Origin of the sequence: Phyllobacterium sp. SL163 (genome assembly GCF_049896885.1) — a bacterium.
Taxonomy (GTDB): domain Bacteria; phylum Pseudomonadota; class Alphaproteobacteria; order Rhizobiales; family Rhizobiaceae; genus Phyllobacterium; species Phyllobacterium calauticae.
On sequence record NZ_JAFCVE010000001.1, the window covers coordinates 346,220 to 369,465 of the forward strand.

Here is a 23,246-nt window from a genome sequence, read left to right on the forward strand (position 1 = left end):
CTCCGACGTGCAGTTTGCAGTCGAAAATGCAATTTCAGTGGCTATGATGAGCCAAAATGCCTGTTCAGGGAGAGAATCTGATGGCTTCAACAACAAAATCGGGCGCGAAAGCCGCGCTGAAATCAAAAACAGCAAAAGCCACGAAAGAAAAGAAGCAAGCACCCGGTTTGTTTGAAGAACTGCTGTTTGCGCGGGCGCCGGCAGAAGACCTTGCTGACTACGATGCAGGGGCGCTGAGAACGTCTGCCAGGCTTGCCGAGGATGCACTGAGCCGGTTCAAATCGGGAAAGCCCCTGATCGACCTTTCCGATGGCAGTACCGTCTCCCGCGATGGCAGGCCGGTTACGGTCGTCACCCTGATCAACGATAACATGCCCTTCCTGCTCGACTCGGTTCTGGGCGAGTTCAGCGAACGGGTGAGTTCTGTCTATCTGGTGCTGCATCCAGTGATGGACGTGGACCGGAAAAGCGGCGCGGTTATCGGTGCTGCAGGACCCGACAAACCGGGCAAGGATGAAGCCCGCGTCTCCGTGATGCAGATTCACGTGCCGGCACTGGATGCACCCGTGCGTGAAATTATAGTTGAAGCGCTCAATCTCGTGCTCAAGCAGGTGCGCGAAGCGGTGAATGACCGCGCCGCCATGGTTGCGCGTCTCGGCGATGCGATCGAGGCCTACAAGACCGGCAAGACGCCGATGAAGAAAGCCGCCGCCGAAGAGGCGGTCGAATTCCTCGAATGGCTGCGCGACAACAATTTCACCTTCCTCGGTGTGCGCGAATATGATTATCAGGGCGACGGCAGCCAGGGCGAACTGGAGCGTTCGGGCAAACCCGGACTTGGTATTCTACGTGATCCCGATGTGCGCGTGCTCAAGCGCGGCAACCAAGGCGTGACGACCACGCCGCAGATCATCGCGTTCCTCACTGGTCCCGAGCCGCTGATCGTCACCAAGGCGAACACCAAGTCGCTGGTGCATCGCCGGGGCTACATGGACTATATCGGCGTCAAGACCTATGACGCCGATGGCAAGGTGAGTGGCGAATTGCGCTTCGTCGGCCTTTTCACCTCCGGGGCCTATACGCGTTCCGTGCTGAAGATCCCCTATCTGCGGTCGAAAACGGAAAGTGTCATCAGCCGCCTCGGATTCAACCGCGAAGATCACTCGGGCAAGCAGCTCATCAAGGTACTTGAGAGCTATCCGCGCGACGATCTTTTCCAGATCGACGTCAAGACACTGACCCGCAATGCCGAGATCATTCTGGCCCTGGGCGAGCGCCCGCGTGTGCGTGTCCTGCCGCGCATCGATCCTTTTGGCCGGTTTGCCTCCATCATCGTCTATGTGCCGCGCGAACGTTACGATTCCATTGTGCGCGAAAAGGTTGGTTCTTATCTCGCGGCAACCTATGAGGGACATGTTTCCGCCTATTATCCGGCATTTCCGGAAGGCAATCTGGCGCGTGTCCACTTCATCATCGGCCATGCGGAGAATGACTTCCCCAAGGTCAAGCGCGAGGCTTTGGAAGAAACCGTTCGGTCGATTGTCCGCACCTGGGAAGACGCAGTCGCCGAAGTTGGCGATCGTAGCGGCCTGGCGGAGTTCTCGTCGCTCGCCGCGGTATTCCCCGATTCCTACCGCGAAAACTTTTCGCCGGATGAAGCGCTGATCGATGCCAGCCGGATCGCCGGACTGTCGCGGACCAATCCGCTGTTTGTTGATTTCTACCGTCATCGGACCGATGGCGCCAATGCGGCGTCGCTGAAAATCTATCACTACGGCTCGGCCGTCGCCCTGTCCCAGCGGGTGCCGCTGCTCGAGAACATGGGCTTCCGCGTGATCAGCGAGCAGACATTTGCCTTGCCTGCTGCCGATGGCAGCCCGCTTTTCGTGCATGACATGGAATTGGTCAGCACATCCGGGTCCTCCATCGATCTGAGGGACAATGGCGACCTGTTCGAAGATGTGTTCCGCAACATATGGGGCGGCGCTTCCGACAATGACGGCTACAATGCGCTCGCATTGACCGGGCAGTTGACAGCACGCCAGATCATCATCCTGCGCGCCTATGGCCGTTATCTGCAACAGGCCGGTATTCCCTATTCGCAGGACTATATTGCCATTGCGCTCAACCGCTACCCGGCGATTGCCAAGCAATTGTTCGATCTGTTCGAGCAGCGGCTCAATCCGAAAAAGGGTGCGGCGGCGCAATCGCACCGCAAACAGGCAACGATTCGCGCTGCCATCGAAGAGGCACTGCAGGGTGTGCCGAGCCTTGACGATGACCGCATCCTGCGCCGTTTCCTCAATCTGATCGAATCGACATTGCGCACCAATGCCTTTGCGCCGGAAGAGGATGGCAGCGAACGTGTGACGCTGGCCTTCAAGCTCGACCCGCGCGCTCTCGATGATCTGCCGGAGCCGCGGCCTTATCGCGAAATCTTTGTCTATGGCCCCGAAGTCGAGGGTGTCCACCTGCGCTTTGGTCCGGTCGCGCGCGGCGGGCTGCGCTGGTCGGACCGGGCACAGGACTACCGCACGGAAGTGCTGGGCCTGGTCAAGGCACAGCAGGTCAAGAATGCCGTCATCGTGCCGGTTGGTGCCAAGGGCGGGTTCTATCCGAAGCGCCTGCCGACAGGCGGCGACCGCAACGTGATCTTCGAAGCGGGGCGTTCGGCCTACATCACCTTCATCGCGACGCTGTTGTCGGTGACCGACAACCTGCACGGTGAAACCGTTGTGCCGCCGGAGAATATCCTGCGGCTGGACGGGGACGATCCCTATTTCGTCGTGGCTGCCGACAAAGGCACGGCGACGTTCTCCGACACCGCCAATGCCATCAGCCAGGCGCATGATTTCTGGCTGGACGATGCCTTTGCGTCGGGTGGTTCGGCCGGCTACGACCACAAGAAGATGGGCATCACCGCTCGCGGTGCCTGGGAAGCCGTGAAACGGCATTTCCGCGAAATCGGCACGGATATCCAGAAAGTGCCGTTTGTGGCGGTTGGCGTCGGCGACATGTCCGGCGACGTCTTCGGCAATGGCATGCTGCTGTCACCGCAGACGAAACTCGTTGCCGCGTTCGACCACCGCGATATCTTCATTGATCCGGAGCCTGACGTCAAAGCCAGCCTGAAAGAGCGGCAGCGCCTGTTCAACCTGCCACGTTCGAGCTGGCAGGACTATGACAAATCGAAGATTTCGGCTGGCGGCGGCGTGTTCTCCCGTTCGCAGAAGTCGATTACCCTGTCGAAGGAAGCCGCCAAGGTGATTGGCCTTGCCAAGACCACGGCAACGCCGTTCGAAATCATGACGGCCATCCTGAAAGCACCGGTCGATCTCCTGTGGTTCGGCGGCATCGGCACCTATATCCGCTCAAGCTTCGAGACGGATGCCGAAGTCGGCGACCGCGCCAATGACGCCATCCGCATCACCGGGCTTGATGTGCGGGCCAAGGTGATCGGCGAGGGTGCCAATCTCGGCGTGACGCAAAAGGCCCGCATCGAGTTCGGTCTCGCCGGTGGGCGCTGCAATTCCGACGCCATCGATAACTCGGCCGGCGTGAACACCTCCGACGTCGAGGTCAACATCAAGATTGCCCTGGCGCAGGCCATGCGTTCGGGAAAACTGCAGCGCGACAAGCGCGATACGCTGCTTGAATCGATGACGGACGAAGTAGGGCATCTCGTCCTGCGCAACAATTATCTGCAGACGCTGGCACTGTCGCTGGCGCAGCGGCGCGGATTGACCGATCTTGCCTATCAGTCGCGGTTCATGAGCGAGCTGGAAGCCCGGAAGCTTTTGAACCGCAAGGTGGAAACCCTGCCCGATGACAAGGCGTTGGCCGAAAGGCAGGCTGATGGCATCGCGCTCAGCCGCGCGGAACTCGGCGTTCTGCTCGCCTACGCCAAGATCGTGCTGTCCGACCAACTGCTGGCCAGCAACCTGCCGGATGATCCCTATCTGGAGCGGGGATTGCTCGATTACTTCCCGAAGCAGATGAAGGAAGGCTACGGCGAGGAAATCCGCACGCATCGTCTGCGCCGGGAAATCATTGCAACCCAGCTCGCCAATGATGCCATCAACCGCGGCGGCCCGACCTTTGTCAGCCGTCTTGCCGATCTGACGGGGCAGTCGGCGCCGGATATCGTCCGGGCCTATGTGATCGTGCGTGACGGTTTTGAGGTCGATGGGCTGTTCGCTGATATCGATGCGCTCGACAATACTTTGCCGGGTGACGTGCAGAACGGCTTTTACGCCAAAGTGGCGCAGATGCTCAACTGGACAACGGCGTGGGTTCTGCGCAACCGGACCGGCGGCATCGGCCTGGAGGCGGCAATCAAGGAAATCAAGGCGGCTCGCAGCACCCTGCAACCCAAACTGGAGAAGCTGCTGCCGCTGTCCATGAGCAACCAGCTGCGCGACGATACGGCCTATTACGCCGGACAAGGTGCACCCGCGGCCTTGGCGGCTCAGCTCGCCCGGCTGGAAATCGCGCCGATCATTCCAGATATCGCTGCCGTCGCCCAACAGGCCGGTACCGACATTGCCAGTGCGGCCAAGGCGTATTTCGATATTTCCGAAGCGTTCCGCATCGGCCGTATCGTTGAAGCGGCGCGGGGTGTTTCCGTCGCGGACTACTATGACGGCATCGCGCTGGCACGTGCATCCGACCTGATCTCGCAGGCACGGCGCGGTATTGCCGTGGCGGCACTCAGCGAGCATGGCAAGAAGTCCGATCCGGCCAAGGAGTGGCTGGCCGGACGCGGTACGCAGGTCGATGAAGTGCGTCAGCGAATGGCGAATATCGTCGAGGGCGGAGATCTCACGGTCTCGCGTCTCGCCGTTGCCGCCGGATTGCTTTCCGACCTGTCCTAGAACAGGCTGGGGGACCGGATCAGGGGAAGGAAACGACATGGCTGCGTCTAAACGGGGCATCTGGGGATGGATGCTCTTCGACTGGGCGGCGCAGCCATTCTTCACCGTTGTCACAACCTTCATCTTCGGTCCCTATTTCGTCGCGCGGATGGCGAGTGATCCCGCCATCGGCCAGGCGGCCTGGGGTTATGGCATTGCCATATCCGGCCTCGTCATCGCCGTACTGTCGCCCGTCCTCGGGTCGATTGCCGATCAGACCGGCGCGCGCAAGCCGTGGATCGGCTTTTTTGCCGTCATCCAGATCATTGCCCTGTCGATGCTGTGGTTCGCCGCGCCGGGTTCAAGTCTCATTGCTCCGCTGCTCTTCTTTTCCCTGGCGTCGATTGCCGCGGAATTCTCCATCGTTTTCAACGACTCGATGATGCCGCGGCTGGTGCCGGAAAAGGATATCGGGCGCATTTCCAACATGGCGTGGGGACTCGGTTATCTCGGCGGCATGATTGCCCTGATCTTTGTCGTCGCCTTCATGGCAGGCTCGCCGGAAACCGGAAAAACCATGCTGGGGTGGCAGCCGATCCTGGGGCTTGATCCCGCTGCAGGTGAGGGCGACCGCGCAACCGGGCCTCTGTCCGCGCTTTGGTATCTGGTTTTCGTTCTGCCGATGTTCCTGTTCACGCCCGACAGCGCAAGGGGGCTGCCCATCGGCAAGGCGGTGCGCGGAGGGCTTGCGGAGTTGAAATCCACCATTGGCGAGGTGCGTCGGCGCCCGGGTATCTTCCGCTTTCTGATCGCACGCATGATTTACCAGGATGGCGTCAACGCCCTGATCGCCCTTGGCGGGGCATTTGCCGCGATCATGTTCGGTTGGGCAACCGTGGAGATCGGCATCTACGGCATCATCCTGAATGTCGTTGCGATTTTCGGCTGCCTTGCCGCGAGCTGGCTCGATACGCGGATCGGCTCGAAGGCGGTTGTGGTGATCTCGCTGCTGCTATTGACCGTCGCGGCCATCGGCATCGTCTCGACTGGGCCCGGCTACACACTGTTTGGATTGTTGCCGCTGACCGGCGCCGATACGGTCGGGCTGTTCAAGACACCCGCCGAGAAGGCCTTCATCGTATTCGGGCTTCTCATCGGGCTTGCCTTCGGCCCGGTGCAGGCATCGTCGCGGTCCTACATGGCCCGCAGCGTGTCGATCGACGAAGCGGGCCGCTATTTCGGCATCTATGCCCTGTCGGGGCGGGCCACCAGTTTTCTCGCGCCATTCATGGTTGCCACTGTGACAGCGCTGAGCGGATCGCCACGCCTCGGCATGGCGATGATCATCGTCTTCCTGCTGGCCGGACTGGCTGTCCTGTTGCGAACACCCTATCCCGCTGCAATTCCGGCGAGACTTAGTGCCTGAAATGGCGCATGCCGGTGAACACCATGGCAATGCCGTGTTCATCGGCCGCAGCGATAACATCCTCGTCCCGCATGGAACCGCCTGGCTGGATGACGGCCGTGGCTCCGGCGGCGACCGCTGACAGCAAGCCGTCGGCGAAGGGGAAGAACGCATCGGAGGCGACGACCGAGCCTTTGGTCAGAGGTGTCGCTAATCCGGCGGCTTCAGCAGCATCTTCCGCCTTGCGGGCGGCAATGCGTGCGGAATCAACGCGGCTCATCTGACCGGCGCCGATGCCGACCGCCGCGCCATCCTTCACATAGACGATGGCATTGGATTTGACATGCTTGGCGATGCGGAAGGCGAGCTTCAGGTCGGTCATTTCCTGTTCGGTCGGGGCACGCTTGGTCACGACCTTCAGATCGAGATCGTCGACCACGCCGCTGTCGCGTGACTGAACGAGAATGCCGCCGGCAACTGTCTTTGCGGTGATGCCGGATGCACGCGGATCAGGCAGGCCGCCAGTGACAAGCAGGCGAAGGTTTTTCTTGGCGGCAACGATTGCCTGCGCTTCCGGTGTCGCATCCGGTGCGATGATCACTTCGGTGAAGGTCTTGACGATTTCTTCCGCCGCATCCGCATCGAGCGTCTTATTGAGCGCGACAATACCGCCGAAGGCCGAAACGGGATCGCAGGCCAGCGCCTTGAGATAGGCTTCTTTCAGTGTCGCGCCCTCAGCCACGCCGCAGGGGTTGGCATGCTTGATGATGGCGACGGCCGAGGTGCGGGCAGGATCGAACTCGGCAACCAGTTCAAAGGCCGCGTCGGTATCGTTGATGTTGTTGTAGGAAAGCTGCTTGCCCTGCAGCTGGGTTGCCGTGGCAACACCCGGACGCTTTTCGCCGGTGAGGTAAAAGCCTGCGGACTGATGCGGGTTTTCACCGTAGCGCATGACCGAATGCAGGTGGCCGCCGATGGCCCGGCGCGATGGTGTCTCGGTCATCAGCGCTTCGGCAAACCAGCCGGAGATGGCCGCATCATAGGTTGCCGTACGGGCATAGGCCTTGGCGGCGAGGCTCTGGCGGAAGGAATAGGGCAGCGATCCCTCGTGCTTGTCGAGCATGGCAATCACCATCTCGTAGTCGCCCGTATCGGTGACCACGCCGACATAGGCATGGTTCTTTGCCGCAGCGCGGATCATGGCCGGTCCGCCAATGTCGATGTTCTCGACGATATTGGCGTAGTCGGCGCCGGAATGGCGAACCTCTTCAAAGGGGTAGAGATTGATGACGGCCAGATCGATGGCGCCGATGCCGTGCGCCTGCATGGCATCGGCATGTTCCGGATCGTCGCGCACCGCCAAAAGGCCGCCATGCACCTTGGGGTGCAGGGTCTTGACGCGGCCATCCATGATCTCGGGAAAATTGGTGATCTCGGAAACGTCAATGACGGGAATGCCTTCCGCCGCGATGGTCTTGGATGTACCGCCCGTCGACAGGATTTCGATACCGTGCCGGTGCAGCGCATGGGCGAGGGCGGTCAGGCCCGCCTTGTCGGAAACCGAAATGAGCGCACGCTTGACGGGATGAAGGTTCGGGGCGGGAATGGATTTTGCAGTGACGGCCATGGGAGAATTCGTCCTCAGCGGGAAAGTTTGGGGGATTTGGACAGCCGGTTAGCACAGGCAGCCAAGGAATCCTACTTCCGATCGCATATTCAGACGAATTGGGGCGGTTTTCCCCACCACAAGGGGTCAGCCATAGGCGCCGAGGGATGTCCGGGTGAATTGCCATTCCACTTCCGGTAGTTGCGCCGCACTCAGCGAAAGCGTGATCTGGCGCGTTTTAACCGGCCCGCGGAATCCGGCGAAGAACAGCGAGTCTTCGATGAAGGGCTGAACGGTGGCGGAAAACATCCAGATATCGTCATTGTCCACCTGCAGGATGATCAGGCCGTTATCATCGACACTGACGTTGACCGCCGGATGGAGATGAAAGCGGATGACCACATTTTCGCGGCCGGTTCCGCGCAGCGGATTGCGGCCGGCGGCAAAGAAACTGTCGATACCCTCGATGACACTGCCATTGTGCGACAGGACGATCTGGCGTTCGTGATAGATGCCGAATGGCCGGACATAGCCATTGTGGTTGGCGACGAAGCCAGCGGCCCCCGGCCGTTCGATCCGCTCGACATTGACCTTTGTTGGCCCGGCGATGATCGGGGTGCCGATCATGGTGGAAAGGCCGGATGTCGCGCTGAAGCGGCATGACGAGGTGTCATTGATCGTCGCTGTGGAATGCGCAGCGGTGGAGCGTGCCAGTGGACGGAATTCTTCCGGACCGTAGCGGTCGACACCGGCATTGACGATGTAGCGATTGCGCCCGGATGACATTTCGAAAGACAGGCACCCGGCATGGGCATCGCGCGACGCGGTGACCGGCGGCGCAAGGCCCGTATCGGCAATGATGGTGGTCGAATCCATCGAGAGCCGCTCATAACCCGAATGCAGCGCATGGGTCAGAGGCAGGCCGCCAATATCGTCATGGCGCAGAACAGCGATGACGCGTTCGGGCATCGTCGCGCCGACGCCGTTGAACAGAGCCAGGTTGCCGTCGTGATGGCGGAAGAAACGCAACGCGGGCAGCATGCGCTCGATGGCTTCCATCAGCGCCTTCGGCGGTGCCTCGGTGCCGCTGGCATAGGTCTGGCGCAAGGGAAGAAGATCGGCCAGAAGCTCAAGCACCGTCAGCGGATTGCGGGAGATATGCCCGCCGTCCGGCAGGATCTGGTGAATGAGCTCAAACTCGAGATTGCGACGGGCCGAGCGCGCCGTATTGGACGAAACGGGCAGCGCCAGCGCGGCAAAGGCAAGCGCAATGCGGGCGCGCAGTTTCTCTTCGCCATCGTCCATCACGGCAGCCATGGTCCTGAGATAGCGCACCTGGGTGGCGAGCGAACGCATGAATTGCCGGTAGGCCCGCAGGTCTGCACCCGCCAGGATGAGGCTGGAATGCTGAAGCCAGGCGATAATGCGCTGGGCTGTGACCTCGGGAGCCCAGGCAGGGCCGCCGATCGAGCGGCCGTGGGTCGCTATCCAGTCGCTGAGCAGGGCGCGGGCATTGGCTGTGGCCAGCTCGGTGCCGGAGGCACGCATATGGCGCAGCCAACCGAAATTGTGCAGCGCCGCCTGCCAGGCGGCATTGGGTGGCTCGACGATGAAGGGCGAGCGCCCGCCGGTCTCAACCACCCGGCCGGCAAGCGCAAAGCGGCCATGGTAAAACTCTTCCGCCAGCTGCGGGTCGGCGGGGCGTAAATCCTGCGGTGCAATCAGCACGCGTTCGGGGGTAAACCCGGTGAAACGCCAGCGAAACAGCGGCCCCATGCGCAAGCGCCTGCGAAAACGGCGCCACAATTGCGCAGTTGCAAGTCCCCAAAGTTGCGGTGTTTCGCTAAAAGCGACCATCTCGCGGCATTTCCTCGCTTCGCCGCATTCCGGCGCACTTCAGTCTGCTGTTACGCATGTTCGCGAAACATGTCCCGCACGGCGGAATCCTGTCCCAGCTCCCTGAAATCATTGCTTTGGTTTCAACCCATCGACGACAAATCGGGACTATGCAACCAAAACAGTTAAAATTTTAGTATTTGATTTTAATCTTTCCGGCGAAAACGTGCAGCGAAGAAACCATCCATGCCTGAGAGGGCCGGATCATCGTTGGCAAGGTCAGCCGGTGTGGAACGCACATAGCCCTCCGGGGTGATCAGTTCGGCAAGTCCGCCTACCTCGTCCTTGCTTACCGGCAGCAATTCGATGGACGGATTCTTGGCCAGAAGATCGTTGGCAACCTTTTCGCCTTCCAGCGGATCGAGCGAGCAATTGGAAAAGACCACGACGCCGCCGGGACGAACCAGGGTGACCGCGTGATCGAGCAGCTTGGCCTGAAGCGTTGCAAGCTTCTGGATGTCGGCTGGCGACTTCGTCCACGGAACGTCGGGATGGCGCCGCACGGTGCCGGTGGAGGAGCAGGGCGCATCAAGCAGAACCGCGTCGAACGGTTCAGCTGGAGTATAGGCGGCGAGATTGGCTTCCACGGTTTCTGCCGTCAGCTGCAGGCGCTCAAGGTTTGATCGCAGGCGTTTCAAGCGATTGGCCGACAGGTCAAGCGCCGTGACGTGCGCGCCGGCCAGCGCCAATTGCGCGGTCTTACCTCCGGGAGCGGCACAAAGGTCGGCAACACGCTTTCCCTTGATGTCGCCGAAGAGTTTTGCAGGAAGGCTTGCTGCCGTATCCTGCACCCACCAGTCGCCTTCGGCAAAGCCTGCAAGGCTGGTCAGCGCACCATCGACCTGGGCGATGCGCACAGACCCGGTCGGGAGGGCAATGCCACCAAGGCGGTCCGCCCATTCCTGCGGATCGCCCTTGACGGTGAGGTCAATGGGCGGTTCTTTGCTCTGTATATCCAGGATAGCCTTGGCTTTTTCCTTGCCATAGGCGGCGATCAGGCCGTCTTCGAACCACGCCGGCACGTTGCTCGCATTCGAAACGAGAGTGTCTCTCTCACGCGACAGGCGGCGCAGCACGGCATTGACCATCGAAGCGAAACGGCGGTTGCGCGGATCGTTGTTGGCGGCGGTCACCGCCAGATCGACAGCGGCGCGATCGGGGATATCGAGATGGAGAATCTGTGCAGCGGCCACGTGCAGCAAGTGACGCAGAGCAACGGCGTTTTCGGGCAATGGCCGGTCGATCAGCTGGCCGATGGCTGCTTCAATGGCGCCGCGATTGCGCAGGGCAGCACCGAGAATAGCGCGAACCAGCGACCGGTCGCGGTCGTCAAGCGCCATGTATTGCGGATGACCGTTGCTGTTGTCGGTCAGTCCATCCAGCGAGGTCTGCTTTTCAATGACGGCACCCAGCAGCCGGGTCGCGCATTGGCGCGCCGCCAGCCCCGGCCGGTCTTCGGCCTCGTGGTAATTTGAGGCGCTGTTCTTCCTGCCAGACGGCCGCTTTCTCTCCTGTCCCGCGCTCATGCCCATGGGCCTTTACGCGAGGAACCGTCACGGCCCCAGGGGGACGGTGTCTCATCCTGAGGCTCCTCCTGTGCGGAAGCAGCCGGCGTCGCCATTGGCTGCGGTGCGGCAGGACGCTGGCGAAACTCTTCCACCATGGCCTGCAAGGCCGCGATACGGTTTTCGGTGCTCGGATGTGTGGAGAACAAATTGTCAGCTCCTTGGCCGCTCAATGGATTGATGATGAAGAGCGACGCGGAGGCCGGGTTGCGCTCGGCTTCCTCGTTGACGATCTCCTTGGCGCCGCGGGCAATCTTGTTGAGTGCGGAGGCGAGCCACAGCGGGTTGCCGCAAATCTCCGCGCCGCGCCGGTCCGCCGAGTATTCGCGCGTCCGGCTGATGGCCATCTGCACGATCATGGCGGCGAACGGCGCAACGATCATGGCAACGAGAACGCCGATGAAACCGAGGGGATTGTTGTTGTTGCGATTGCCACCGCCAAAGAACATGGCAAAATTGCCAAGCATGGAGATTGCTCCGGCGAGGGTGGCTGTGACGGTCATGGTCAGGGTGTCGCGGTGCTCGACATGCGCCAGCTCGTGCGCCATGACAGCCGCAACCTCGTTCGGTGACAGGCGATGCAGCAGTCCGGTGGAAGCGGCGACCGCGGCGTTCTGCGGATTGCGCCCCGTGGCGAAAGCATTCGGCTGGTCATTTTCAATGAGATAGACGCGTGGCATGGGCAAGCCAGCGCGCGCGGCGAGATCGCGCACGATGCCGTAATATTCCGGGGCGTTGTTCTGGTCGACTTCGACGGCGTTGTACATCCGCAGGACCATCTTGTCGGAGTTCCAGTAGCTGAAGAGATTCATGCCTGTCGCAACGACGAGGGCAATCAGCATGCCGCCGGTGCCGCCAATGAGAAAACCGACGCCCATGAACAAGGCGGTCATGAAGGCGAGCAGCATTCCAGTGCGCATTACATTCATGGTGTCATTCCCCGCATTGTGAACATTTCACGTATCAAGATCATTCCTTTTGTTCGACATCTTCCGGTATATGATGGTGTTTCACACAGCAAGCTTCAATGATGGACAGACCAGAATGACCAGCGACCAGACATCGGAGACGCCGCAGGCCGAGACCGGCGAGCAGCCGTCAGGCAAGCCTTTCGATCAACTGCCGCCTGCCGCACAGCGCGCATTGCTGGAAGCTGAGGCGCGCCGCAAGGCCGAGGAACAACAGGCTGGCCAGCCGCGGGAGATCGGTGGGCGCGGCGGCAAGGATCCCGCCCGCTTCGGCGATTGGGAAATCAAGGGCCGCACCATCGATTTCTGATCCCGTCGGCCTAGTGCCGGATGATTTCGATGCCCAGTTTTTCCCGCCGCAACCAACGGCTCATCAGCAGAATGGCGGCGGCAGCCAGGCCGGACAGCAGGCCGAGCCAGATGCCTGCGCCTTCCAGTTTCAGCCAGAAACCGAAGGCGACCGAGAGCGGCAGGCCGATGCCCCAATAGGCAATGGCCGCATAGATCATCGGTATCGTCGTGTCATGCAGGCCGCGCAGCATGCCGCTGGCAACGGCCTGCCCGCCGTCAAAAATCTGAAAAAGCGCGGCAAAGGCCAGAAACGACACTGCGAGGGATACAACCGGCGCATTGGCCGGATCGCTGACGTCAATGAATGCGCGGATGAGCTGGTGGGGCGCCAGGAGCATGAGCAGCGCTGTCAGAACCATGAAGCCTGTGCCGGCTGCAAATGCCACCCAACCCGCCCGCTTGATACCATCCCGGTCCTGTGCACCGTAGGCCCTGCCAATGCGCACCGTGGCGGCCTGGCCAAAGCCCATAGGCACCATGAAGCTGATCGACGCGATCTGGATGGCAATGGCATGGGCGGCCAGGGAATCGGGCCCGATAATGCCCATCAGAAAGGCGGCCGCGTTGAAAATGGTCACTTCGAAGCTGAGGATCGCTGCAATGGGCAGGCCGAGGCGCAGGAGTTCGCGATAGCGGGCCCAGTCGGCGCGCCAGAACCGGCCAAACAGGCGGTAGCGGCGAAACTGCCGGTCACGCAAAACGACGATGACAAGACCGATGAACATCAGCGCAGAGGACAGCGTCGTGGCAATGCCCGAGCCGACGATGCCGAGTTTGGGGAAACCGAAATGGCCGAAGATCAGGCACCAGTTTGCCAGGGCATTGAACATCACGGCGAGGACAGCGATCACCAGCGCCCAGCCTGGACGCTCGAGTGCTGCCAGGAATGAACGGACGACGATGTAGCAATAGAACGGCAGGGCCGCCCATTGCAGGGCCCTGACATAGGCGCCTGCTTCGGCTGCAAGTGCCGGATCCTGCCCCATGGCCGTCAGGATCGACTGGGTGTTCCAAAGGACAAGCCAGATGGGAATGGAGATCGTCACGGCAATCCACAGGCCCTGCCGCACGGTGCGGCGGATTTCCCGTACGGTGTGTTTGTTGCGGCCCAGCTCGCGTGCCATCATCGGCGATGTCGCCAGCATGAGACCAAGGCCAAAGATCATCGGAACATAATAGAGATTGGTACCAAGCGCCCCGGCGGCCAGCGTGTGCGCACTGACCCAGCCCATCATCATGACGTCGGTTGCCGTCATGGCGGTCTGAGCCAGGTTGGTGAGAATCATAGGCCAGCTCAAGGACAGCATTGCAATGATTTCGTCACGCCATGCACGCTTCGGTGCTGCGTTTGGGGTCGAGAGGGCGGACATCGTGGGTCTTTCCGAGGGAATTGCCTCGTATAGAGGCAGAGTGCACCATTTTCAGGCAGAAATCTTGGTATCATCAATTTTGGAAAGAGCAAAGTGCATCACGGATACAATCTGGCGTTGGTTTCATTTGGAATGTCATCCGATTAATACTTGGAGGAATTGACATATTGTAATTTAAAAAATACATTTTTAATGCAGATCAAACAGACGGATACCTATCGGAGATGGGAGCGGAAGCTTAAAGACGACAGGGCAAGAGCTGCGATTGCTGCCCGGCTATTCCGTTTGGCCAATGGTCTGGTCGGTGATGTTTTGTCAGTGGGACAGGGCGTCAGCGAACTGCGTATTCACTACGGACCCGGCTATCGCGTTTATTTCAAACGGCACAATTCCGAGATTGTCATTCTCTTGTGCGGTGGGAACAAGAGCACGCAACAGCAGGACATACGCAATGCAAAACTGATGGCTGCAGAATGGAAAGACGACAATGGTGACAAAGCTTTATGATTATGATCCAGCAGAGGCTTTGAAATCGGACGATGCAATCGAAGTGTTCCTGGCCGATGCGTTTGAAACGGGCGACGCAGGTCATATTGCAAAAGCGCTGGGTGTCGTGGCGCGCGCCAAAGGGATGACGAGCATTGCCCGTGCAACCGGCTTGGCGCGTGAACAACTGTACAGGTCTTTGAGCGAGGACGGGAATCCGACGCTTGAAACGACCATTGCCGTCATGAAGGCGATCGGTTTCCAGATTACAGGAAAACGTGCCGCCTGAACGGAAAGGGCCACTCCGAAGAGTGGCCCCGCAATTCCGTCTGGCACAAAGCTGTCGTTTGGCCTTCTTACCCCTGGACTAGCCAGGGTTGCTTATTCAACGGAGAGACGATCCCCGATGGAAAGCATCAGACGCCTTGTGGCAGTTTGCGAAATCACGAGACATCGGATCACCTCCTTTTCATTCGTTGAACACAAATTGAGAATGGGGTCTGGCGCGTCAGGTTTCAAGGGAAAATTTTCAATCGCCGTTTTCAGCTGCCCGTGAAAGTGCGTTGCCAGCCGGAAACGAAGCGCATAGGTTCTGCCGGACCTCTGGCAGCAGTGTGCCGGAGCCTATGATTTGGAGTTGTTGCATGGCGGCACAAGAAAGCGCGGCGCGGATCATCCGCACAGTCCTACATATGCTGGAGCCGCAATTTGCCGTGGAGCTATGGAATGGCGAGCGTATCGGCGACATGGACGGCCCGGTGCTTGCGATCAACGATCCGATGGCCGTGCGCCGTCTGGCGCTGAAACCCAACATCGGATCGATCGTCGAGCTGTGGATTTCGGGCCAGATCGACGTGAAGAACGGCACGCTGTTCGACCTGGTCGAGCGTGGGCCCAAAGGCAAGTTCAAGCAGAAGCTCAAGACCCTGCCCAAATGGCAATTGCTGAAGGACGTGCCGGCCTTGCTGCTCGGCGGCCGCGGTACGGATGCTTCGGGCGTCGATGGACAGAAGCCTTTCGTCAGCGGCTCCGACAAGGCGGCCATTACCCACCACTATGATGTGTCGAATGAATTCTACCAGCTCTTTCTCGACGAGCGCATGGTCTATACCTGTGCCTACTTCACCGATTGGGCCAACAGTTTGGACCAGGCGCAGGAAGCCAAGCTGGACCTGATCTGCCGCAAGTTGCGCTTGAAGCCCGGCGAAAAACTGCTGGATATCGGCTGCGGCTGGGGTGCGATGCTGATCCATGCGGCCAAGCATTATGGCATCACTGGAACCGGCGTGTCGCTTTCGGAAGCACAGACTGCGCTTGCCCGCGAGCGGATCAAGGCAGAGGGTCTGGAAGACAAGATCACGATTCACGTGAAATCCTACGAACACCTCGACGAGGAGTTCGACAAGATTTCATCGATCGGCATGTTCGAACATGTCGGCATCGCCAATTACGATACGTATTTTTCCAGCGTGCATCGTCTGCTGCGACCGGGCGGCCTTTACCTTCATCACGCCATCACCCGTCGCATGAAGCGCAACAAGAAGACGTTCGGCCGCAAGAGTGCCGAGCATCTGGCGCTGGTAAAATATATCTTCCCGGGCGGTGAACTCGACCATCTCGGCATGACCATTGAAAATCTCGAAGGCTATGGTTTCGAGGTTCACGATGTGGAAAACCTGCGCGAGCACTATGGCCGGACCTGCCGTCTCTGGGCCGATCGCCTGCATGCCCGCTTTGACGAGGCGATTGCGGAAGTCGGTGCGCCAAAAGCCCGGCTCTGGCTGCTCTACCTGACCGGCTGCGCGCTGGCGTTCGAGCGCGGGACCGTACAGATCAACCAGACGCTGGCGTCCAAGCGCAAGCGCGGGATTTCCGCAGTGCCACAGACAAGAGCCGATCTCTACGGCTAGAGAGACCGGCTCTTGTTAGGGTTTTTGTAGCGGCTTGCCGCTCAGCCCTTCTTGTTCTGCCGGTTGGCGATCAGATCGTCGACAACAGCCGGATCGGCCAGTGTCGACGTATCGCCCAATGAGCCGAAATCGTCCTCGGCGATCTTGCGCAGGATGCGGCGCATGATCTTGCCCGAGCGCGTCTTGGGCAGGCCCGGTGCAAACTGGATCTTGTCCGGGGAGGCAATCGGCCCGATTTCCTTGCGCACATGGGCAACAAGTTCCTTGCGCAACTCGTCAGTGCCTTCAAGGCCAGCCATCAGCGTGACATAGCAATAGATGCCCTGTCCCTTCAGGTCATGGGGATAACCGACCACTGCCGCTTCCGAAACCGTGTCATGGGAGACCAGAGCGGATTCCACTTCGGCGGTGCCCATGCGGTGACCCGAGACGTTGAGGACGTCGTCGACACGGCCGGTGATCCAGTAATAGCCATCCTTGTCGCGGCGGCAGCCATCCCCGGTGAAATACTTGCCCTTGTAGGTGGAGAAGTAAGCCTCGATGAAGCGCTTGTGATCGCCATAGAGCGTGCGCATCTGTCCCGGCCACGAGTCGCTGATGCAGAGATTGCCGTCGGCTGCACCTTCCAGCACATCGCCTTCATTGTCGACCAGCTGTGGCTGCACGCCGAAGAACGGGCGCGTGGCGGACCCCGGTTTCAAGTCGGTGGCACCCGGCAGCGGCGTGATGAGAATACCGCCAGTTTCCGTCTGCCACCAGGTATCGACGATGGGCGAGCGCTTGTCGCCGACCACCTGATAGTACCATTCCCAGGCTTCCGGGTTGATCGGTTCGCCGACCGAACCAAGGATGCGCAGCGATTTGCGCGAGGTCTTCTTGACCGGCTCATCACCCGCGCTCATCAGCGCGCGGATGGCGGTGGGTGCAGTGTAGAAGATGTTGACCTTGTGCTTGTCGATGACTTCCCAGAAGCGCGAATTGGTGGGGTAGTTGGGAACACCTTCGAACATCAGGGTTGTGGCGCCATTGGCAAGCGGGCCGTAGACGATATAGGAGTGGCCGGTGACCCAGCCCACGTCGGCCGTGCACCAGTAGATATCACCATCGTGATAGTCGAAGACATATTGGTGCGTCATCGAGGCATAGACGAGATAGCCGCCTGTCGTGTGCAGCACACCCTTCGGCTTGCCGGTGGAGCCCGATGTGTAAAGGATGAACAGCGGATCCTCGGCCTTCATCTTTTCCGGCTTGCACTCGGGCTTCACGCTGAGAATTTCCTCGTGATACCAGAGGTCGCGGTTGGGCGCCCAACTGGTCTTGCCGCCCGTGCGGCGGACAACCAGCACGTTCTTCACCATCACATAATTCTTGGCAGCGATGTCGATGGCCTTGTCCGTATTGTCCTTCAGCGGAATCTGCTTGCCGCCGCGCATGCCTTCGTCGGCCGTGATAACGAAGGTGGATTCGCAATCGATGATGCGGCCGGCAAGCGCATCGGGCGAGAAACCGCCGAAAACGACGGAGTGGACAGCGCCGATACGCGCGCAGGCCAGCATGGCGTAGGTGGCTTCGACGATCATCGGCATATAGATCGTCACGCGGTCGCCCTTCTTGACGCCGTGCTTCTTCAGCACATTGGCAAGACGGCAGACCTGCTCATACAACTCGTTGTAGGTGACTTTCTTGTCGAGATAGGGATTGTCGCCCTCCCAGATGATGGCGACCTGGTCGCCGCGCTTCTTCAGGTGCCGGTCGATGCAATTGTAAGAGACATTGGTCTGGCCATCTTCGAACCATTTGATCGCCACCTTGCCCTCGAAGGAGGTGTTCTTGACCTTGGTATAGGGCTTGAACCAGTCGATGCGCTTGCCGTGCTTGGCCCAGAACTTCTCCGGATCCTTGATGCTCTGCTTGTACCAGGCGAGATATGTTTCGTTGTCGATAAACGCGTTCTTCTTCGCGCTTGGCAGCACGGGGTAGACCTTCTCGGACATCAATTTCCTCCAAACCTGAGCTGACGGGCCTCCACCCGGATGCCTCCCGGGGAGAGAGGCGCATGGCGTTCATTATCACCATGCAAATCGATGCGTAAATACAACAAATGCCCCGGAGGGAACGGCGTTCCGTCGCACACAAACCGCGACGTGTCGTAATATTACGTTACATTTTGTTATGGGGCGTGATCCATTTTGGACACATTTTGCCTTAGACCGTCTCTGCCTTGACTTGGGAGGATAATGCCGGCGCGCCGTGTGGACTGAGAAGCGTGCGCCCAATCAAGGACTGATGGATGACGATGTTACCCTTGCGCGGCGTTGTGTTTCGCGCAAAATCCGCCTCTCTGGCGATTGCCCTGTTCGGGCTCACTTTTGCCAATCCCGCCACTGCCGGCACGCTGCCGGAACCGGCCAATCCCTGGAAACGGCTCGGTGCACACCTCTTTGACGAAGAGCATGCGCATCTGCTCGGCGATTCCCTGTTCGACAAGATCAATCCGCTCGTGCTTGCGGCCATGCCGCGCGGCAAATCCTATATTCAGTACAAGGCTCCGGCCAATTGCGTACCGGAACGGCTCAAGCATGTCTTGAACCGCGTTTCGGCAGCCTATGGCCCGATCACCGTCAATTCGACCGTGCGGTCACGCAATGCCAACCGCAAGGCAGGCGGGCGGGAAAAATCTTACCATCTGAGCTGCCAGGCTGTTGATTTCCGTGTGCATGGAAGCGCTTCCGGCCTGTTGCAGCATCTGTCGGGCAGCAAGGAAGTCGGCGGCTTCAAACGCTATCCCGCCGGTTACTATCACATCGATACGGGACCGCGCCGCAGCTGGTGACGACAGCGTCTCAGGTTCGGCTGCCGAAAATGGCCGAGCCGACGCGCACGGATGTCGCGCCAAAGCCGACGGCGGCCTCGTAGTCACCCGACATGCCCATGGAGAGCTTTTCCACGCCGGCTTCGTGCGCGATCTTTTCCAGAAGGGCAAAGTGCGGGCCAGGGTTCTCATCCGCCGGAGGGATGCACATCAGGCCTTCGATGGCCAGCCCGTGCATTGTGCGGCAACGCTCGACAAAGGCGACCGCTTCCTTCGGCTCGATCCCGGCTTTCTGCGGTTCGGAGCCGGTATTGACCTGAACGTAGAGCTTGGGAAACCGGTTCTGCTTCTTCATTTCGCCGGCAAGGGCTGCGGCGATCTTTTCCCGGTCAACCGTTTCGATGACATCAAACAGCGCAACGGCGTCTTCACTCTTGTTTGATTGCAGCGGCCCGATGAGATGAAGGTCTATACCCGAATAGTCCTCGCGCAAACCGGGCCACTTCGACTGCGCTTCCTGAACACGGTTTTCCCCGAAAACACGCTGTCCGGCATCCAGAACAGGGCGAATCTCTGCTGCGTCAAAGGTTTTCGATACGGCAACGAGTGTCACCGAGCCTTCCCTACGGTTGGCTTCCGCTTCGGCTTTCGCAATGGCTTTACGAACGGCAAGAAGGTTTTCAACGGCGGTCGACATGGTCAAGCGTGTCCTTTTTGATGCAGTTTCGGCCAAACCCTCATTGTCAATGGTTGACGCTCTGGTCAATCCATGGTGAAGGTCCGCCCATCACTATCCTTTGCAAGAGAATCCCGTTCATGGCAACCGAACGATACAATCCCCGCGTAGCCGAGAAGCATTGGCAAAAGGTTTGGGACGAAGCCAAGCTCTTTGAAACCGACAATGACGATCCGCGCGACCCCTACTACGTGCTTGAGATGTTCCCCTATCCGTCGGGACGCATCCACATGGGGCATGTGCGTAACTATGCCATGGGTGACGTCGTTGCCCGCTACAAGCGCGCCAAGGGATTCAATGTTCTCCACCCGATGGGATGGGACGCCTTCGGCATGCCGGCAGAAAACGCGGCGATGCAGAACAAGGTTCATCCCAAGGAATGGACCTATCAGAACATCGCGACCATGCGCAGCCAGCTGAAGTCCATGGGTCTTTCGCTGGACTGGTCGCGCGAATTCGCCACCTGCGACGTCGAATATTACCACCGTCAGCAGATGCTGTTCCTCGACTTTGTCGAAAAGGGGCTGGTGACGCGCAAGTCTTCCAAGGTCAACTGGGATCCCGAGGACATGACGGTGCTTGCCAACGAGCAGGTCATCGATGGCCGCGGATGGCGCTCCGGCGCGCTGGTGGAGCAGCGCGAACTGACGCAGTGGTTCTTCAAGATCACCGATTTCAATGAAGAGTTGCTGAGCGCTCTGGATGGTCTCGATCAGTGGCCGGACAAGGTGCGGCTTATGCAGCGCAACTGGATCGGCAAGTCCGAAGGCATGCTGATCCGCTGGGCGCTGGACACCCAATCGCAGATCGGTGGCGAGACCGAGGTCGAGGTCTATACGACGCGGCCCGATACGCTGTTCGGTGCATCGTTCCTGGCCATTGCGGCGGATCATCCGCTGGCAAAAAAAGCGGCAGAGAATAATCCCGCCCTGGCTGAATTCAACGATGAATGCCGCCGTGCGGGTACATCTCTGGCTGCGCTGGAAACGGCGGAAAAGCGGGGTTTCGATACGGGCCTGCGCGTCAAGCATCCTCTTGACGAGAACTGGACGCTGCCGGTCTTTGTCGCGAATTTCGTGTTGATGGATTACGGCACGGGCGCGATTTTCGGCTGCCCGTCCGGCGATCAGCGCGATCTGGACTTTGCCAACAAGTATGGCCTGCCCGTCGTGGCTGTTGTCATGCCGGAGGGCGGCGATGCGGCCACATTCCAGATCACCGAAACCGCTTATGTTGATGACGGCGTGATGATCAATTCGCGCTTCCTCGATGGGCTGTCGCCCGCAGTGGCCTTTGACGCGGTTGCCAAACTTCTGGAAGAACAAACAATCGGCGGCCGTCCGCAGGGCGAGCGCAAGGTGAATTTCCGCCTGCGCGACTGGGGCATCTCGCGTCAGCGCTACTGGGGCTGCCCGATCCCGATGATCCATTGCGACGATTGCGGCGTTGTTCCGGTTCCCAAGACTGATCTGCCGGTGAAGCTGCCGGATGACGTGGAATTCGATCGTCCGGGTAATCCGCTCGACCGGCATCCGACGTGGCGGCATGTCAATTGCCCGCAATGCGGCAAGGCTGCCCGGCGCGAAACCGACACGATGGATACATTTGTCGATTCGTCCTGGTATTTTGCCCGCTTCACCGCGCCGTGGGAGAACGAGCCGACGGACCCGAAAGTGGCCAATCACTGGCTGCCGGTCGATCAGTATATCGGCGGCATCGAGCATGCGATCCTGCATCTGCTCTATTCGCGTTTCTTTACCCGCGCGATGAAAGTTGCCGGGCATCTCGATATCAGCGAGCCGTTCAAGGGACTGTTCACGCAAGGCATGGTCGTGCACGAGACCTACCGGCTTGGCACGGGCGCCAATGGCAGTTGGGTCACACCGGCCGAGGTGCGGCTGGAGGAAAGCAACGGCAAGCGCCGGGCGGTTCTGATTGCCACCGGCGACGAGGTCGAAATCGGCTCCATCGAGAAAATGTCGAAGTCGAAGAAGAACGTTGTCGATCCGGACGACATCATCGCTTCCTATGGCGCCGATACCGCACGCTGGTTCATGCTGTCGGATTCGCCGCCCGAGCGCGACGTGATCTGGACTGAAGCGGGAGCCGAGGGCGCGCATCGTTTTGTCCAGCGTGTCTGGCGTCTGATTTCCGAAGCAGCGCCCGTCCTGCAGGGAGCGGCGGCCGCACCTGCCTTCGACGGCGATGCGGCAGCGATTTCCAAGGCTGCCCACCGGACAGTCAAGGCTGTCGGCGAAGACATCGAAAAACTGGCTTTCAACAAGGCCGTTGCGCGTCTCTATGAACTCGTCAACGTGCTGGCTGGTCCCTTGCAGAAAATCGCCGCAGGGGAAGCCGATGCGACAACCATTGCTGCCTGCCGCGAAGCAACGGACATGCTGATTGCCATGATCGCGCCGATGATGCCGCATCTGGCCGAGGAATGCTGGAAAGCCCTCAACGGCAGCGGTTTCGTTGCTGACAAGGCCTGGCCGCACCACAACGAAGCGCTGATCGTCGAGAACACCGTCACGATGCCGGTACAGATAAACGGCAAGAAGCGGGGTGATTTGACAATTGCCCGCGATGCGGATCAATTGACGGTCGAAAAGGCCGCTCTCGAACTTGATTTTGTCAAGGTGGTGTTGAACGGTAATCCGCCGAAGAAAGTCATTATCGTACCGCAGAGGATCATCAATGTCGTTGCCTGATCGTTTCCAGCCGGTGTCCGGCTCCAAGCGCTTGCTGTCCGTATGCGTTCTCGGCTTGGCTCTGATCGCCGGTGGTTGCCAGGTTCGCCCGCTCTATTCCAATCCGGGTCCCGTGGCCGGGGCAGGCGCTGGCGTGAGCGGCAGCGTGCAGTCGAAACTTGCCACCATCGTCATTGCGGAAGTGGGCAGCCGTGAAGCACAGCAGGTGCGCAACAATCTGATCTTCATGTTCAATCATGGAGCCGGGCAGCCTGCGAATGCCGCCTATACGCTGCAACTCGGCGTCAGCTACCAGGATCTGTCGCTTGCACTCATCCAGAATGCAACAAACGACAAATCCGGACAGCCGACCGCCGGTTCGATGCGCATGACAGGCAGTTACACGCTGACGCGCATTGCGGACGGCAAGGTGGTTGGCAAGGGCACCCGTCTTGTGACGGCGGACTACGATGCACCAAGACAGCGCTACGCCGTTCTGCGGGCGCAGCGCGATGCGATCAACCGGGCGGCACGGGAAGTCGCGGAGGCGTTGAACCTCAGTGTTGCGCAGGACATGTCCAAGCTTTAAGGGCATAAC

16 protein-coding genes are annotated in these 23,246 nt (G+C 59.8%); 9 read left to right on the top strand and 7 right to left on the bottom strand.

All coding sequences use genetic code 11. The features are described from left to right. Window positions 1-80: 80 nt before the first annotated feature. The gene (locus ACP7B1_RS01735) at window positions 81-4,874 is read left to right on the top strand and encodes an NAD-glutamate dehydrogenase (protein WP_346305167.1); all 4,794 of its coding nucleotides are present in this window, start codon (window positions 81-83) and stop codon (window positions 4,872-4,874) included. A gap of 37 nt (window positions 4,875-4,911) precedes the next feature. Then, complete coding sequence (locus tag ACP7B1_RS01740) at window positions 4,912-6,279, top strand: MFS transporter (RefSeq protein WP_346305166.1); 1,368 nt, start codon at window positions 4,912-4,914, stop codon at window positions 6,277-6,279. Here the strand turns inward: ACP7B1_RS01740 and purH are convergent. The 4 genes from purH to htpX form a co-directional block, all read right to left on the bottom strand. After that, window positions 6,269-7,885 carry a bifunctional phosphoribosylaminoimidazolecarboxamide formyltransferase/IMP cyclohydrolase gene (gene purH / locus ACP7B1_RS01745; RefSeq protein WP_346305165.1) on the bottom strand — a complete coding sequence of 539 codons (1,617 nt, stop codon included), beginning with the start codon at window positions 7,883-7,885 and terminating at the stop codon, window positions 6,269-6,271. The two genes, ACP7B1_RS01740 and purH, sit on opposite strands and share 11 nt — an antisense overlap. A gap of 126 nt (window positions 7,886-8,011) precedes the next feature. Then, window positions 8,012-9,721 (bottom strand): heparinase II/III family protein, encoded by a 1,710-nt coding sequence (locus ACP7B1_RS01750; protein ID WP_346305164.1) that lies wholly within the window; start codon window positions 9,719-9,721, stop codon window positions 8,012-8,014. A gap of 185 nt (window positions 9,722-9,906) precedes the next feature. Next, window positions 9,907-11,286 carry an RsmB/NOP family class I SAM-dependent RNA methyltransferase gene (locus ACP7B1_RS01755; protein WP_346305163.1) on the bottom strand — a complete coding sequence of 460 codons (1,380 nt, stop codon included), beginning with the start codon at window positions 11,284-11,286 and terminating at the stop codon, window positions 9,907-9,909. Continuing rightward, window positions 11,283-12,254 carry a zinc metalloprotease HtpX gene (gene htpX, locus ACP7B1_RS01760; RefSeq protein ID WP_403180206.1) on the bottom strand — a complete coding sequence of 324 codons (972 nt, stop codon included), beginning with the start codon at window positions 12,252-12,254 and terminating at the stop codon, window positions 11,283-11,285. The genes ACP7B1_RS01755 and htpX overlap by 4 nt, the downstream gene beginning before the upstream one ends. 115 nt (window positions 12,255-12,369) lie before the next feature. On the opposite strand from htpX, the gene ACP7B1_RS01765 reads away from it, so the two are divergent. Then, the gene (locus ACP7B1_RS01765; protein ID WP_223613819.1) at window positions 12,370-12,603 is read left to right on the top strand and encodes a DUF1674 domain-containing protein; all 234 of its coding nucleotides are present in this window, start codon (window positions 12,370-12,372) and stop codon (window positions 12,601-12,603) included. 10 nt (window positions 12,604-12,613) lie between these two features. Here ACP7B1_RS01765 and ACP7B1_RS01770 read toward each other — a convergent pair whose 3' ends face one another. Further along, complete coding sequence (locus tag ACP7B1_RS01770; protein ID WP_288192829.1) at window positions 12,614-14,014, bottom strand: MATE family efflux transporter; 1,401 nt, start codon at window positions 14,012-14,014, stop codon at window positions 12,614-12,616. Window positions 14,015-14,206: 192 nt separating this feature from the next. Here ACP7B1_RS01770 and ACP7B1_RS01775 point away from each other — a divergent pair, with 192 nt between their 5' ends. The 3 genes from ACP7B1_RS01775 (at window position 14,207) to ACP7B1_RS01785 (ending at window position 16,410) form a co-directional block, all read left to right on the top strand. Continuing rightward, window positions 14,207-14,521 carry a type II toxin-antitoxin system RelE/ParE family toxin gene (locus tag ACP7B1_RS01775; protein ID WP_346307051.1) on the top strand — a complete coding sequence of 105 codons (315 nt, stop codon included), beginning with the start codon at window positions 14,207-14,209 and terminating at the stop codon, window positions 14,519-14,521. Continuing rightward, window positions 14,502-14,789: an addiction module antidote protein gene (locus ACP7B1_RS01780; protein ID WP_346307050.1), complete on the top strand. Its 288-nt coding sequence runs from the start codon at window positions 14,502-14,504 to the stop codon at window positions 14,787-14,789. Before ACP7B1_RS01775 ends, ACP7B1_RS01780 begins: the two co-directional genes overlap by 20 nt. Before the next feature lie 355 nt (window positions 14,790-15,144). Continuing rightward, window positions 15,145-16,410 (top strand): cyclopropane-fatty-acyl-phospholipid synthase family protein, encoded by a 1,266-nt coding sequence (locus tag ACP7B1_RS01785; RefSeq protein ID WP_346307049.1) that lies wholly within the window; start codon window positions 15,145-15,147, stop codon window positions 16,408-16,410. A 41-nt stretch (window positions 16,411-16,451) separates the two neighbouring features. Here ACP7B1_RS01785 and acs read toward each other — a convergent pair whose 3' ends face one another. Beyond that, entirely contained in the window at window positions 16,452-18,404 is a 1,953-nt protein-coding gene (gene acs, locus ACP7B1_RS01790) for an acetate--CoA ligase (RefSeq protein ID WP_426136336.1), read from the bottom strand. 296 nt (window positions 18,405-18,700) lie between these two features. Here acs and ACP7B1_RS01795 point away from each other — a divergent pair, with 296 nt between their 5' ends. Continuing rightward, a complete protein-coding gene (locus ACP7B1_RS01795) occupies window positions 18,701-19,243 on the top strand; it encodes a YcbK family protein (protein ID WP_346306634.1) in 543 nt (180 codons plus the stop codon). 10 nt (window positions 19,244-19,253) lie between these two features. On the opposite strand, the gene ACP7B1_RS01800 is transcribed toward ACP7B1_RS01795, so the two are convergent. Continuing rightward, window positions 19,254-19,919, bottom strand: a complete 666-nt coding sequence (locus tag ACP7B1_RS01800; protein ID WP_346306635.1) for a YggS family pyridoxal phosphate-dependent enzyme — start codon at window positions 19,917-19,919, stop codon at window positions 19,254-19,256. Between the two features lie 119 nt (window positions 19,920-20,038). Here ACP7B1_RS01800 and leuS point away from each other — a divergent pair, with 119 nt between their 5' ends. Further along, complete coding sequence (gene leuS, locus ACP7B1_RS01805; protein WP_346306636.1) at window positions 20,039-22,669, top strand: leucine--tRNA ligase; 2,631 nt, start codon at window positions 20,039-20,041, stop codon at window positions 22,667-22,669. Beyond that, entirely contained in the window at window positions 22,656-23,237 is a 582-nt protein-coding gene (locus ACP7B1_RS01810) for an LPS assembly lipoprotein LptE (RefSeq protein WP_346306637.1), read from the top strand. Before leuS ends, ACP7B1_RS01810 begins: the two co-directional genes overlap by 14 nt. Window positions 23,238-23,246: the final 9 nt, after the last annotated feature.